We start from the raw sequence: 14592 nt of genomic DNA, 5'->3' as shown, positions 1-14592 counted from the left end.
GCGAGATCATGCATACGCTGCCGCATGCCGCGCAGGTCGCGATCCGTGAATCACTTGACGACAACGACGATACGCAGGTGATGGCATACAACAGCTAGATGTCGGCCTCCTCCAAGGCGCGGCGCACCAGCTTGCCAGTGGCATTGCGCGGCAGTTCATCGACGAATACCACGTCGCGAGGCACCTTGTGGCGGGCCAGGTTCGCTCTGACGTAGTCCTTGATCTCCTGCGGGTCGCGCTCGGCGTCCGCAGCGGGTACGACGAAGGCGCGCAGACGTTTACCGAAGTCGCGATCGTCGACGCCGACGACCGCGGCTTCGAGTATGTCGGGACGGTCGGCGAGAAGGTTCTCCACCTCCAGCGGGTAGACGTTCTCGCCGCCGGAGACGATCATGTCGTCGTCGCGGCCATCGATGAACAGGCGGCCGTCGGCGTCGAAGTGGCCGACGTCGCCGCTGGACAGCAGTCCGTCGACCATCTCCTTGTTCCGGCCGTCGGTATAGCCGGAGAAGCTGAGTCCACTGGAGACGAAGATCGTGCCCACCTCGCCGGGGGTGGTGATCTTGGTACGTTGCGCGTCGTAGATGGCGACCCGGCAGCCCACGGGCGGTCTGCCGACAGTGCCCGGCGCCACACGCATGTCGTGCGGGGTGGCCACGGCGGCGACCGCGACCTCGGTGGAGGCGTAGAGGTTGTACAGCACATCGCCGAAGGCGTCGGCCGTGCGTCGGCTCAGGTCCGGTGATACCGGCGCTCCGGCTGTGAAGATCACCCGCAGCGAGCTGGTATCGAATTGCTCGAGGACGCCGGGTCCGAGATCGAGGATGCGCTGCAGCATGGTCGGTACGACGACCAAGGTGGCGGCGCGGTGACCGGCGACGTTCGCCAACGTTCGTCGCGGATCGAATTTGCGCTGCTGGAAGACGATCTTGTTGCCCAATGCCCAGCCGAGAGTGAACTGTGACAGGCCGGTGCCGTGGAAGATGGGAGCTGCCATCACGACCGTGTCCGCACATGGTAACGGCACGCGGTGCAGGAACTGCGCCGACTGCAGTGGCGAGACCTTGTCCCGCGGGGCGCCTTTCGGCGTGCCGGTGGTTCCGCTGGTCAGGATGACGATCCCGCCGGGGCGTCGCGGTGGCGGCAGCGCCGCGGTCGACTCGGCGGCGATGAGCGAGTCGATCGTCGGTGTGTTCCCCTCGACCTGGTCGGTCTCGTCTACCCAGCTCAGAATCCGCGGTACACGTTCGGGGACAGCGCCGAGCAGTTCGACGAATTCGCTGTCGAGCAAGATCGCGCCGACGTTCTCCCTCGCGGCGACCTCGGCGAGCTGTGGCTTGGCGAAACCGGTGTTCATCAGCACCAGGCGGGCGCCCAGCTTCCCTGCCGCCAAGAGCGTCAGCACCATTCCGCGGTGGTCGCGGCAGAGGGCGGCGAGCACGGTGCCGGGGCCGATTCCGGCGGCGGCGAGGCCGCGGATGAGTGCGTTCGACTGCTTGTCGAGTTGATCGAAGGTGAGTGTTCCGCGTTCGTCGACGATCGCGGGTGCGGACCCGTGGCGGCGGGTGGCATGGGCAAGCGTGGTGACGAACGGGCCGTACACGGAAGCTTCGCGCATCACCCGGATGGTCTCCGCCGGACGTGCCGGATCGACCATTCCGCGCTTGGCCAGCACGACGGCGGCCGAGGCCAGGTCGGCCACCGACCGGACCGCCGTGAGCGGGGACCATGACGTTTTGGTCATCGACACCTCCAGTTGAGCAGATCGGCGACCGAACCCTGTCGGCGAGCGGCGCCGCCGATGCGGCCCGCTGCGCGATGAAGCCTACCTCAGAAGAAGAATCATGGTTCACATAATCGGTAGGAGCGGCCGCCTGGGGCGTGGCGTTCGAGATTGCTGAACGGCTGTCTCGGTGAGATAATGGAGCGAAGTTTATGTCATCATATCGCTGGAGCTGGGCATGTCTCGATCCGAACCGTCAGCACAGCCGCTGACTGCTGCCGAAGCCGATCTCGGACGGCGCCGCCGCTATATGGCGGGCCCCGCAGCACTGCTGGGTGGCCCGGCCAACGTGGTGATGCAATTGAGTTTGCCCCCCGTCGGCCGCGGCGTCGTGGAAAGCACGGTCGAAAGCGGCAGATACACCGTGCATCCACGCAAGCGTGGCCGTACGACGCTGACCTACCTGGCCGTGGCGATGCTCGGTACCGAAGAAGATCGGGAGGCTTATCGCGTGGCGGTCAACACCTCGCATCGCCACGTGCGGTCCGGCCCGCACAGTCCGGTGAAGTACAACGCTTTCGATCCGGAACTGCAATTGTGGGTGGCCGCGTGCCTCTACCGCGGCACCGTCGATTCCCTTACCTTTCTCTACGGCCCTATGGATGAAGAGCTGGCCGACGAGGTGTACCGCGAGTCGAGCCGATTCGGGACGACATTGCAGATGCGCGCGGAGGTGTGGCCGCGCGACCGTGCCGCGTTCGCCGAGTACTGGGACTCGAAGCTTTCGGATCTCACGCTGGACGATGAGGTGCGGGCCTATTTGCTCGACCAGGTCATCGATCTGGGCCCCTATCGACGCCTGGAGCGGTTGGCGTTCCGCCGGACGAATCGGTTCTTCACCACGGGCTTTCTCCCGCAGAGGTTCCGCGATGAACTGGGCCTGGATTGGAGCGCTCGTCGCCAGCGTGTCTTCGAGCTGACGATGCGCTCGATCGGACTGGTGTTGCGGGTGTTCCCCGAGCGTTGGCGGCTGTATCCCTTCGACAACTATCTGCACGATATGCGCAGGCGGCGCGCGCTCGGAAAGCCGCTGGTGTGAAGACCGTCAGTGAGCCCGGATCGCTGTTGCGGAAGTATCTCGGAGACCGGCGTTTCGCGCTTGCGCTTCCCAGAGCGGTAGCCCTGCAAATTCTGCATCCCGCGATCGCGACGGCGCTCACCGAGCATGTGACCTACCGGCTGTGGTTGCACAAGCGCCGCACCGTCAACGCGATTGTGCAGATCGCCTACTCCGACCGGGATCTGCGCTCGCTGATCCACGCCGGGCACGCCCACGTGCAGGGCAGCGACGATTTCGGCACTCGCTATCACGCGCTCCGGCCGGATCTTTTCTTCTTCCAGCATGCGACGTATGTCGACACACTCTTCTTCGCGATCAATATGTTCATTCGCCCGCTGACACCGGAAGAAAGCCATCGGCTCTATCGGGAATGCGTCGAATGGTATGGCCGTTACGGTATTTCGGCACGGCACATGCCGCACACGCTGCCCGAGTTTCGCGATTACGTCGAGGAGACCTGCGCGACGACGCTGCGAACGAGTCCGGCCGCGGTGGGGCTGGCGCCGCAGGTGCTGCGCCCGGATGCGTGGATACCACGGGCGCTACCGAATTCGGTGGCGCGGGCGATCCAGCATCCGCGAGCGCGGGATCTCCTCGGTGTGCCGCAGCGCCCGGGGGACCGGCACGCGTTGCGGCTGTATGCATTGGCACTGCGAACTTCGGGGCGTGCCGCACCGCGTCGGATGAAGTATCTCCACCCCGCCCGCGCGGCCGGCGTCGGTCCGGCATGATCGACACCGCTGCCTCGGCCGCAAAGGTCGTTCCGGATCCTTTGCCCCGGCCCCGCCGACGGGTTGGATGAACCGAATCCCTCGTGGTCTTCGACCTGGTTCGGGTGAACGCCGCCGCATGCTCGATGCCCGAGGCCGCACCGGTGCGGACACCGGCCTTTTCTTGTCGTCGCCGAGGTGGTGATCGCCACAGGGCGTGCTGGGTCGGGGAGGCTACCGGTGACCACGGTGGAAGGCTGGCCAGTGGAACCGCCCCGGCGACGGCATGAACTTGCGGCGGCCGATCAGTGCGCCGTGTAGGCACCGGCGTCGAGGTCCTCGATGAGGGTCGGTCCGGTAGGTGTCCAGCCCAGCAGCTCTCGCGTCGCATCGCTGGTTGCCGAGAGGTCCATCGCGAAGAATGCGCCGATCCACCCGAAATGACCTTGGATGTCCTGCGGGGCGATAGAGGTCACGGGCAGGTCCAGTGCTCGGCCGATCGCATCGGCGATCACGCGGCTCGGCACGCCCTCTTCGGCGACGGCGTGCAGGCGAGCTCCCGCCGGGGCCTTGCCGAGGCCGAGCGTGACCAGTCGGGCGGCGTCGGCTCGATGGACCGCGGCCCACCGGTTGGCGCCGTCGCCGGGGTAGCCGGAGACGCCGGTCCGGCGAGCGATCGCGGCGAGGGTCGCGATGAAACCGTGGTCCCCGGCGCCGTGCACGGTTGGCGCGAAACGCAGGCTCACGGTGTACACGTCGCGGTCGACGTACTCGAGCGCCAAGTTCTCGCTTCCTCCGCGCGGCGAGTCGGGGCCGTGGAACGGAGAAGGGTCGGCCTCCGTCGCGGGCCTGCCCTGGCTGAGGGCGGCGACGCCCGACGCGAGCAGGAAGGGGCGGCCGGTGCCGGCGAGCGCGCCGCCGATGGTCTGAACGGCGGCTCGCTCGGCCGCATTGGAGGCGGCGAGGTCGGACCAATCGTGTTTGTTCGCCAGATGAATGACGGCGTCGGCCGCCTCGGCTCCGGAGCGGATGCTGTCGAGGTCGTCCAGGTCGCCGCGGCGGACCTGGGCGCCTTTGGCCTCGAGGGCTGCGGCGGATCCGTCGGATCTGGCCAGTCCGGTGACCTCATGGCCGTCGGCGAGCAGGTCGGCGACGGTGGCCGAGCCGATCCATCCAGAGGCTCCGGTGACGAAAACATGCATGACGTGAACTCCTTCGTCCACTCCGCCGCTGAGCGGGGGAGCGATCCCTGCGAGGTGATGTCTGTGACTGACGTCAGTCACAGACATCACCTTACGCCTTCATGTCAGTAGCTGTCATCACTACACTTGGCGACATGGCACGTTGGGAACCTGGGGCCGCGGAGCGGCTGCGGCAGGCCGCGCTCGAACTGTTCGCCACCCGGGGCTTCGAACAGACCACCGCCACGGAGATCGCGCAGTCCGCCGGCCTGACCGAACGCACGTTCTTCCGTCACTTCAGTGACAAGCGAGAGGTTCTCTTCCGCGGACAGGGCTTACTGGTCGAAGCGTTCGTCACCGGCGTGGACGCCGCACCCCCGGACACGTCCGCGATCGACATCGTCGCCTCCGCTCTGCAGTCCGTAGCGTCGTTCTTTCCCGACGAACGCCGGTCGGACTCCCGCACACGACAATTCGTGATCGACCAGAACCCCGCACTACAGGAACGCGAGCGGCACAAGCTCGCAGGTCTCGCCACGACGGTCGCCGACGCCCTGCGCGCGCGAGGCGTCGACGACCTCGCCGCGAGGCTGGCGGCGGAGTCGTGCATCACGGTGTTCGGGATCGCTTTCACGCAATGGATTCGCGAAGACGAGCAGCGGTCGCTCGCCGAGATAGCAGCCGATGTGTTCGGCGAGTTGCTGACCCTCGCGGGAAAAGCGACAGCGCATCGCGCGACGCCCGCGGATCGCGCCGCCGGGCAATCCTGAGAAACTGTCGCCGCCCGCCATCGCTCATGACGCCGATGATGCTCGGCTCACTCGATCGGTCCTTCCTGCGCTCCGGCGCGGCCGACCTCATCGCGGCGCGTTGGTCGCGGTAGGCGGGGCGGACGGGGCTCGGTGACCGCGATTCGGCAATTGACATCCGCTCCATCCCGAAAGTACCTTTGCGAGCAAAGATAAATGCCTTTGATCGCAAAGGTATTTTCCATAGCGCTCCGCCGAGCCAGGTCCGGCGGGCCCGTCCGTCGAGGAGCAGATCATGTCGGATGAGACGCACGACTCCGCGCACGTGACGCGTTGGATCCGCGACTGCGCCCGCCCCCTCGCCACGCTCGACGCCGATGGATCGCTCATGGACTTGGCGGCGTTGGCCGACCGGGCTGACGGCACGGTCGTCGTCGGAGTCGGCGCGACGACCCGCGCGGGGCACGAACTGTCCGTGACCGCACACCGGATATTGCGACTGTTCGTGGAAACTCTGGCTTTTCGGGCGCTTGCCCTGCTCGATGACGAATCCGTCGTGGCGGACATGGACGAATACGCGCGGACGGGTGCCGGGGACGTGCGGGCGATTCTGGGCGATGCGTGGGTGCCGTGGCGCACCGCCGAGACAATCGCGGTTCTGGAGTGGGCGCGCGAGTTCAATCGTGCGCATCCGCACGATCCGGTGCGCCTGTTCGGCCTGGCTCCCGAGGCCGCCAAACCGGCGCACTACGAGCGCGTGACTAGGTTCGTGGAAAGAGCTGCGCCGCAAAGGATCGCGGAGCTCAGATCGCACTACGACCCGATTGTGACAGCCCATCGGCTGGGCGAGCACATACAGCGCGCGAACGGCACCCACCCCGGGCGCCCATTTGCCGACCACGCCCGAGACGCGCTGACGCTGGTCGAGTCGTTGCCGGGCGCCGCAGGCGCACCCGAAATCCTGGACGCGGCTCGCCTCATCGTGCGGTACCACGAGAACAGCACCGCCTCGGGCCGCCGTGACTTCGCCGCCGAATCCGTCGATGCCGCTCGCCGCATCGTGGACTGGCACGACCGCACCGGGCACCGGATCGTGTACTGGGAAGGAGTGTCCAACACCGCCGTCGCGCGAGAGCTCACCGTTGCCGCTATGTCACAACGGTTTCCGAGCACGGGATCCCTGCTCCGTGACCGCTTCGGAACCGGTTATCTGTCGGTCGCAGTCACCTTTCATCACGGCAACGTCCGCGCCGACCTGGCTGTGCCCGCTCCGGCGGAGGGCTTCGCGGACACTGTGCTCGACCAACCCGAACTCGGCAGTTACCTGCTCGATCTGCGGACCGCACCCGCGGGCGCGGTTCGGCAATGGCTGCATCGGCCCGCGAAGCTCCGCCTCATCATCGGGACCTACCGCCCTGACCGCGACGTCGATCATCACATCGCCGGTGCCGGACTGGGCGACTGGTTCGACGTCGTCCTGCACATCCGGACCATCACCCCGACGCACTCGCTCGCCCAACCGTGACGCATGCGCCCGCCGTCGCGCTCCACGACCCTCGACAAATTACGCCACTCGACTTCGATCGACGGTGGCGCCGCGCACTTCTGACGCGCTCGACGCGGTCCGAGTAGGCGGCGCGCTCTCATTCGCCGCCCTGCCCGATGTGGGGCCGCACGAGGGGCAGGTAGATGGTGTCGATGATCTCGGTGATGGTGCTGTCGGGGATGGTGGTGACGCCGCGGACAAGGTACTCGTTGCGCAGTAGATCGACCGCCACGGTCGCGATTCGCGGCGACAGTGCTTCGGGGCGGGCTTGGCCACGGGCGATGGCGCGACCGAGAATCGTCAGCCATCGGGTGACGCTGGTGTCGAACAGCTGATCTCGAACTTCGCGGAGCAGGTCCGGTTGGCTGTGCATTTCGGTGGCCAGTACGTGCAGTAGCTCTCCCTGTCGTGACGTCATTCGATCGGCGGCGGCGCGTAGTACCGCGAGTGCGTCCGTGCGCAGGTCGCCGGTGTCGGGCACGTCGTCGGTCAGGGCGGCATCGCGGAACGCCGCGACCGCCAGTGCCGCGCGGCTGGGCCAGCGGCGATAGATCGTGGTTTTGTTGGTTCCGGCGCGGGTGGCGACTCGGTCGATGCCGAAGCCCGCGTAGCCGACCTCGGCGAGTTCCTCCGCCGCCGCTCGCAGTATCGCTTGCTCCAACACTTCGCCACGCCGTCGCGGCGCCTTGCGGTGATCGTCCGCGCGGCTCGGCCCGTCCGGCCCACTCATTCCGTTCACTTAGAGGACTATACGTCCCTTGGTGGCGGAATCTCGTGGTAGCTTGGCGCACTAATAGAGTACTAATGGTCCTCTATTTGGCGCTGAAAGGAGCACGACCATGGCCTCTGCCGTATCCGCGGATGAACTGCTGCCCGGAATTCGTCTCGGGGTGGTGCGTGGCACCACCTACGGGCTGTTCGGCCGACCCGAGGAGTTCGTGCCACAGGCGCGGGCGCTGGGCGCAGGCATCGTCCGGGTGAACATCTACTGGTCGCAGGTCGAGCCGGAACCCGGCCGGTTCGATCTGCACGTGCTCGACGCGTTGCTGGACCAACTCGCCGACGGCGACGAGGCGTGGGTGACGGTGTGCGCGGGTTCGCACTGGGCCACGCGGCGCGCCACCCGGTGGCTGCCCGCGTCGCCGGCCATCGACATCGACCGCTACCATCGCTTCGTCCGAGAGCTCGCCGCGCACCAGCCGGGCCGAATCCGTTTCTGGCAGTGCGAGATCGAGCCATGCCTGCCGTTGTTCTGGGCCGGTACGGCCGGTGACTATGTCGCTCAGCTGCGGGTCTTCCACGGGGCCGTGAAACAGGCGGACCCCGCGGCGCTGGTGGTACTCGGCGCGGCGGTGCCGGGGGCGATGCTGGGCGACGGACCGGCCGGAGCGCACACCTGGAGGCGCTTCTTCGGAGAGGTGCTGCGGGATGGAGCGGAGCATTTCGACGTTTTCGACATCCACCCCTACGGCGACCCGTACACCGTCCCGGAACTGGTGCGAGCATGCCGAGCGCAGCTGGCCGCGCACGGATGCGAAAAGCCGGTCGTCGCAAGCGAACACAGCGGGCCGCTGCCCACGGATTTCCCGGACAATCTGCCGCATCTGGCCGATGTGCTCGCGGTTCATCAGCAGCAGTTCCTTGGGAAGGCTCCTATGCCCGACACCCTCGAAGAGATCGAAGCCACGGCGGACGCGCCGGTGGTCGAGCTCTACCAGCGCATGGCCGAACTGCCGCCCACGTTGCAGATGTTCATGAACGGGTGCGCACCGGAACTGGAGGAACACCGGCACAGGCTGGCCTGCCGGGATGTGGTGGTGCGCACGATGCTCGCGCTCGCCGAGGGCATCCGGCGCAACTTGTACTACCCGATCGCCCCCGAATGGGAGTTCTATCGCGACAGCCGTGCCGCGGGTGCGCTGATGTTCGGCAAACTCCAGCTTCTGGACAGTGCGGGCGGAATCATCGGTCGGCGGCATCCGGCCGCCGACACCTTCGAGTCGATGGCACGCCTGCTCGACGGCGCCACCCGGGTTCGGCGGATCACCGTCACCGATCGTCCCGACTTGTACTTGTTCGAAGCCGAGCGGAATCACGGCACTCCGGCGCTGGTCGTCTGGGAGCGGCGCGGCATGGCCGATCAGGATGATGCACCGAACGAATTCGTCTGTGACTGGCCGTTTCTCCGGGCGCATGTAGTGGATGTCCACGGTGCTCGGGTGCCGGTCGACATCGCTGGGGGAGTGCTTCGGGTCCCGGTCTCGTCGACGCCGCTGTTCATCGACGGCGCTGTCGAGGGACAGCGGTGACTCCGGGCGCATCGGGGAACATTTTTCCTATAACCGGCGAGTCCTGCCGGTCGATAGTGAGGGCCCGTTCACGAGAAGGGCTACACATGAGCGACGACGATCTTCACGACTTCGAGCGCGATTCGTTCACCTACGACGGCAAGACCCGCGCACTTTTCCGCCAAGGCGCCGGTCCCGCCGTAATCGTCATGGCGGAATTTCCGGGCATCTCACCCGAGGTGTTCGACTTCGCCCGCCGCGTCGCGGGTTTGGGGTGCACGGCGGTGGTGCCGCACCTGTACGGCAACCCGGGTCGTGACCCCAGCCCCGCCGCGCACGGGCTGGTCTCCGCGTTGGCGAACGTCGCCGGTCAGCTCGGGCCGATCTGCGTCAGCCGGGAGTTCGTGGTGCTGGCCACCGGCCGCACCTCACCGGTCGTGCACTGGCTGCGTGCGCTTGCCGAACACGAGCACCGCCGCTGCGGCGGACCGGGTGTCGGTGCCGTCGGGATGTGCTTCACCGGTGGATTCGCCCTCGCCATGGCGGTCGACGACCGTCTGATCGCGCCCGTGCTGTCCCAGCCGGGGCTGCCGCTGGGTTTCACCTCGCGACAGAAATACTCCATCGACCTGTCCGCTTCGGACCTCGCCCGCGTCAAACAACGTTGCGCCGACGGACTTTCGGTCATGGGCCTGCGATTCTGCGGTGATCGACGTTCTCCGGCCGAACGATTCGACTTCCTGCGCGACCAACTCGGCGACGCGTTCATCGCGATCGAACTCGACGACGCGGCCGCCAACCCGGACGCCGTGCTCGATCCCCACTCGGTCCTGACCGAACACCTCATCGACGAACCGGGCCAACCTACCCAGGCCGCCCTACACCGAGTACTGGATTTCCTCGGCAGTCGACTCCTGGCGGATCACCAGCCGATCGGTGAGCGCCCTTAGCGACGACTCCTGTCGTCCCGCGCGGTCGATGCGACTCCGCACCGCCTTCGGCGCGGGCCGGCGTCGATCGGACCGCATCGACGACTTCCGAATCGAAAGGAAAATCATGACAACCCCCGTCTGGGTCGCCGGTGTCGGAATGACGCCGTTCGGCAGACACGCCGGAAAGAGCGTCAACGATCTCACCCGCTGGGCCGTCACCGACGCGTTGCGGGACTGCGGTGCCTCCGCCGACGCACTCGACGCCGCGTTCTTCGGTACCGCCACGCAAGGTGCGCTCGAGGGCCAGCACATGATCGCGGGGCAGATCGCCTTGCGGGCCTCGGGTATTCAGCGCATTCCGATCGTGAACGTCGAGAACGCCTGCGCTACGGGCGCCTCCGCGTTCGCGCTCGCGGTGGATCGGATCCGGTCGGGGGCCGCCGATGTCGCGCTGGCCGTCGGCGTGGAGCGCATGCACGTCGACGACCCCGAACGAACCATGGCGGTGTTCGACAGCGCCTACGACGTGTCCGATCCCGCCGCGCTCGAGCGCGTCCTGCTGGAGCTGGGTGGTGACGTCGACGACCACGACCTGGGGCGCCGCTCGGTCTTCATGGACATCTACGCGGCTATCGCTCGCAACCACATGCGTCTGCACGGCACGACCCAGGAACAGATCGCCGCGGTAGCGGCCAAGAATCACGACCATGCGGCCGACAACCCGCGCGCGCATTACCGCAAGCCGATGACCGTGGCGGACGTACTCGCGGGGCGGCAGCTGTCGTACCCGCTCACCGTCCCGATGTGCGCGCCGATCACCGACGGCGCGGCCGCGGTGATCGTGTGCGGCGAGGCCGGGCTCCGGCGGCTCGGCGCGCCGAAATCGGTGCAGGTTCTCGCCGCCGTGCTCGGCAGCGGAGCGGACCGCGACGCGACGACGTTCGAGGGACACCCGAGCCGTACGGTATCCGCACGCGCCTACGAACTGGCAGGAGCCGGTCCGGAGGACATCGACGTGGCCGAGGTTCACGATGCCACGGCATTCGGCGAGATCCTGCAGACCGAGTTGCTCGGCCTCGTTCCGCTCGGTGCGGGTGGACCGGCGGCGCTGCGCGGTGAGACCACGCTCGGGGGCAGGATTCCGGTGAATCCCTCCGGCGGCCTGGAATCCAAGGGGCATCCCCTCGGGGCGAGTGGGCTCGGCCAGATCTTCGAGCTCACGGAACAATTGCGCGGCAACGCCGGTCCGCGTCAGGTGGACGGGGCGCGAATCGCGTTGGCGGAGAACGGCGGTGGTTTCCACCGCGGCGAGGAAGCGGTCACCGCCGTCATCGTGCTGGGAAGGGTGTGAGACATGGCCATCATCGATTTCTTCGATCGAGGGCGGGCGATCAATCCGGCGGGCGTCGCCTACCGGACCGACGACGAGGTCTGGACTTTCGACGAAGCCGGTGCGCTGTCGTGCCGAATCGCCCATGCGCTACTGAGCGCCGGCATGCGGCGCGAATCGAAAATCGCCGTGCTGTCGCCGAACTCACCGCTGGCGTGGATCTGCGTACTCGGCGCATGGCGCGCGGGCGCGGCGTGGGTCCCGCTGAACCCGGCCCATCCGGTGAGCGAGAACATCCGGCTGTTGCGGCGCTTCGACGTGGAAGTGTTGTTCTACCACCCTGCTCTCGCCGACCAGGTAGCGGAACTTAAGACGGCGGCACCCGGGGTCGGCGTATACATCGCGTTGGCGGCAGGGACCGACGATGTGACCCTGCAGGACTGGACCGCCCAGCATCCCACCGCGCCACCGCGGGTCGGCTACGCCATGGACGACGTGGTCGCCGTGGCGCCGACCGGCGGAACGACCGGTGCACCCAAGGGCGTCATGAATACGCACCGCAGTCTGTCGGCGATGGTGACCCACCAGATGATGGCGCTGGTCCATCCGGCGGGCGCACCCATCGTCAACCTGGCCGCGGCCCCGATGACGCACACGGCCGGGCTGTTCAGCCTGCAGGCCACCGCACGCGGGGGCGAAGTCGTCATCATCCCGCGCGCGACACCGGAGCGGGTCCTCGATGCCATCGAGCGGCACCGCGTCACGGATCTGTTCCTTCCGCCGACGGTGATCTACCGCTTGCTCGAGGTGCTGCGGCAGCGGACTGCCGACACCTCGTCCCTGCGCTACCTGACCTACGGCGCGGCGCCGATGTCGACCGAGAAACTCCGCGCCGGAATCGAGCGGCTCGGGCCGGTCTTTCTGGAAGGCTACGGGCAAATGGAAGCCCCCGCGGCGATCTCGTTCCTGCGGCCCGACGAGCACCTGATCGACGGACGGGTTGCGCCCGAGCACCGACTCGGTTCGTGCGGACGACCCTATCCGCTGGCCACGGTGGCGATTCTGGACGAGTCCGGGGCGGAGGTGGCCGCGGGTGTGACCGGCGAGATCTGTGTCCGGGGTGATCTCGTGATGAAGGGCTACTACAAGGATCCCGAACGCACCGCGGAGACCATTGTCGACGGATGGCTGCACACCGGCGACCTGGGGCATCGCGACGCGGAAGGCTACCTCCACATCACCGACCGGAAGAAGGACCTCATCATCTCTGGCGGTTTCAACGTCTTTCCCGGCGAGGTCGAGCAGGTGATCTGGAGCCACCCCGCCGTGCGGGATTGCGCGGTGGTCGGCGCCCCGCATCCCGACTGGGGTGAGGTCGTGACCGCTGTGGTCGAACTCGAGGCGGGGCAGACCGTTGGCGAGGCGGAGCTGATCGCCCGGTGCCGCGAGCGGCTCGGCCCGGTGCGGGCGCCCAAGGCGGTCGTCTTCGTCGACCAGCTCCCTCGCAGCGTCAATGGCAAGGTCTTGAAGAAGGAAGTGCGGGAGCGATTTTGGGCCGACCGCAGCACGAGGATCTGAGGGTCGTGCTCGTATTCCTCCAGGTTCCCAGCGCATGGAGCGTCGGTCGCTGTTGCCCGGGATCGCCGCCGGTCACCGATCCGTCGGTTCCACCGGCTTCCGCACCCCGTGCGCGTTGTCAGGGACGACCGTCTCGCGCCATCCCCCGATGAGCCGCATGGCGTGGTAGATCACCAGCGCGGCGACGGCGCCCAGCGTGATACCGCCGAAGTCGAGTTCGCCTACCACCCATGTGAAGTCGGCGATGCCGATGACCAGCGGGATGGCCGCGGTGAACTGGTTGATCGGCTTGCCGAAGTCCACCCGGTTGCTCACCCAGATGTGCACGCCGAGGATTCCGACCAAGCCGTAGAGTGCCGTCGTCACGCCACCGAGCACCCCGGCCGGGATGGCGGCGATCACGGCTCCCACCTTCGGTGAGAGGCTGAGCGCGATCGCCGCGGCGCCGGCCACCCAGTACGCGGCGGTGGAGTACACCTTCGTCGCGGCCATCACGCCGATGTTCTCCGCGTACGTGGTGGTCGCCGAACCGCCGCCGCTGCCTGCCAGTACGGTCGCCAGACCGTCGGCCGCCAGCGCGCGGCCCATGCGCCGGTCGTAGTCGATACCGGTCATCGTGGTGATCGACTTGACGTGCCCGATGTTCTCCACCACGAGTACCAGGACCACCGGCAGGAACATCGGGATCACCGAGAGGTGGAAGCTCGGTGCGTGGAAGTCTGGCAGCCCCACCCAGGAAGCCTTCCCGATCGCCGCGGTGTCGACCGCGCCGCGGGCGAGCGCGAGCAGATAGCCGAGCACGACACTGGTGACGATCGCCAGCCTGCCGAGCAACCCGCGAAAGAGCACCAGACACAGGATCAGCAGGACGAGCACGACCGTCGCGGTGATCGCGTCCTTCTCGAAATTCGTCTTGGCGGTCGGCGCCAGGTTCAGCCCGATCAGGGCGACGATGGTGCCGGTGACCACCGGCGGCATCAGCGCTTCGATCCAGTGGGTGCCTGCGAAGTGCACCACCGCGCCGATGACGATCAGCACGACGCCCACCACGACGATGCCGCCCAGCGCCGCACCCATTCCGGCGGAGGCGGTGGCCGCGAGGACCGGAGCGATGATCGCGAAACTCGAACCCAGATAGCTCGGCAGCCGGTTGCGGGTGATCACCAGGAACAGCAGGGTGCCGACCCCGGAGAACAGCAGCGTCGTCGACGGTGGGAACCCGGTGAGGACCGGCACCAGGAAGGTGGCGCCGAACATCGCCACCACATGCTGCAATCCGAAGCCGATCGTGCGCGGCCAGGTCAATCGCTCGCCGGGCGCGATCACCGCGCCGGTGGCTACCGGAGTCCACCGGAACATCGATCCGGTTCGCGATTCGGGCGTCGTCATGGGAGCAGTGTGCGGCATCGACGGCCGGCGCGCTGTGCCGGACTCC

Annotated in this window: 12 protein-coding genes; 8 read left to right on the top strand and 4 right to left on the bottom strand. The window is 67.3% G+C overall.

Features of this window, described 5'->3' with window-relative positions; translation table 11 throughout:
* Window positions 1–94: 94 nt before the first annotated feature.
* Entirely contained in the window at window positions 95–1744 is a 1650-nt protein-coding gene (locus AB0L97_RS09005; RefSeq protein WP_364426762.1) for an acyl-CoA synthetase, read from the bottom strand.
* A 217-nt stretch (window positions 1745–1961) separates the two neighbouring features.
* On the opposite strand from AB0L97_RS09005, the gene AB0L97_RS09000 reads away from it, so the two are divergent.
* Complete coding sequence (locus tag AB0L97_RS09000) at window positions 1962–2822, top strand: oxygenase MpaB family protein (protein ID WP_364426759.1); 861 nt, start codon at window positions 1962–1964, stop codon at window positions 2820–2822.
* Window positions 2819–3574 carry an oxygenase MpaB family protein gene (locus AB0L97_RS08995; RefSeq protein ID WP_364426756.1) on the top strand — a complete coding sequence of 252 codons (756 nt, stop codon included), beginning with the start codon at window positions 2819–2821 and terminating at the stop codon, window positions 3572–3574. The genes AB0L97_RS09000 and AB0L97_RS08995 overlap by 4 nt, the downstream gene beginning before the upstream one ends.
* Before the next feature lie 284 nt (window positions 3575–3858).
* Here AB0L97_RS08995 and AB0L97_RS08990 read toward each other — a convergent pair whose 3' ends face one another.
* A complete protein-coding gene (locus AB0L97_RS08990; RefSeq protein ID WP_364426753.1) occupies window positions 3859–4755 on the bottom strand; it encodes an SDR family oxidoreductase in 897 nt (298 codons plus the stop codon).
* Window positions 4756–4889: 134 nt separating this feature from the next.
* Between AB0L97_RS08990 and AB0L97_RS08985 the strand changes: the two genes are divergently transcribed.
* Both AB0L97_RS08985 and AB0L97_RS08980 read left to right on the top strand, forming a co-directional pair.
* A complete protein-coding gene (locus AB0L97_RS08985; RefSeq protein ID WP_364426750.1) occupies window positions 4890–5504 on the top strand; it encodes a TetR family transcriptional regulator in 615 nt (204 codons plus the stop codon).
* Window positions 5505–5778: 274 nt separating this feature from the next.
* The gene (locus AB0L97_RS08980) at window positions 5779–7008 is read left to right on the top strand and encodes an erythromycin esterase family protein (RefSeq protein ID WP_364426747.1); all 1230 of its coding nucleotides are present in this window, start codon (window positions 5779–5781) and stop codon (window positions 7006–7008) included.
* Window positions 7009–7126: 118 nt separating this feature from the next.
* Here AB0L97_RS08980 and AB0L97_RS08975 read toward each other — a convergent pair whose 3' ends face one another.
* Entirely contained in the window at window positions 7127–7759 is a 633-nt protein-coding gene (locus AB0L97_RS08975; protein WP_364426798.1) for a TetR/AcrR family transcriptional regulator, read from the bottom strand.
* A 109-nt stretch (window positions 7760–7868) separates the two neighbouring features.
* Here AB0L97_RS08975 and AB0L97_RS08970 point away from each other — a divergent pair, with 109 nt between their 5' ends.
* The 4 genes from AB0L97_RS08970 to AB0L97_RS08955 all read left to right on the top strand — a co-directional run bounded on the left by AB0L97_RS08970 (window position 7869) and on the right by AB0L97_RS08955 (window position 13157).
* Window positions 7869–9338, top strand: coding sequence for a hypothetical protein (locus tag AB0L97_RS08970; RefSeq protein ID WP_364426744.1), 1470 nt, complete (start codon window positions 7869–7871; stop codon window positions 9336–9338).
* 86 nt (window positions 9339–9424) lie between these two features.
* A complete protein-coding gene (locus AB0L97_RS08965; protein WP_364426741.1) occupies window positions 9425–10267 on the top strand; it encodes a dienelactone hydrolase family protein in 843 nt (280 codons plus the stop codon).
* 106 nt (window positions 10268–10373) lie between these two features.
* Entirely contained in the window at window positions 10374–11600 is a 1227-nt protein-coding gene (locus AB0L97_RS08960; protein ID WP_364426738.1) for a thiolase family protein, read from the top strand.
* Between the two features lie 3 nt (window positions 11601–11603).
* Window positions 11604–13157, top strand: a complete 1554-nt coding sequence (locus tag AB0L97_RS08955; RefSeq protein WP_364426735.1) for an AMP-binding protein — start codon at window positions 11604–11606, stop codon at window positions 13155–13157.
* A gap of 72 nt (window positions 13158–13229) precedes the next feature.
* Here AB0L97_RS08955 and AB0L97_RS08950 read toward each other — a convergent pair whose 3' ends face one another.
* The gene (locus AB0L97_RS08950) at window positions 13230–14546 is read right to left on the bottom strand and encodes a solute carrier family 23 protein (protein WP_364426732.1); all 1317 of its coding nucleotides are present in this window, start codon (window positions 14544–14546) and stop codon (window positions 13230–13232) included.
* Between the last annotated feature and the right edge of the window lie 46 nt (window positions 14547–14592).

The organism is Nocardia sp. NPDC051911 (assembly GCF_040681035.1).
In the GTDB taxonomy this organism is placed as follows: Bacteria; Actinomycetota; Actinomycetes; order Mycobacteriales; family Mycobacteriaceae; genus Nocardia; species Nocardia sichangensis.
The sequence above is the reverse complement of the archived record's forward strand: the minus strand, read 5'-3'. Positions and strand labels throughout refer to the sequence as shown.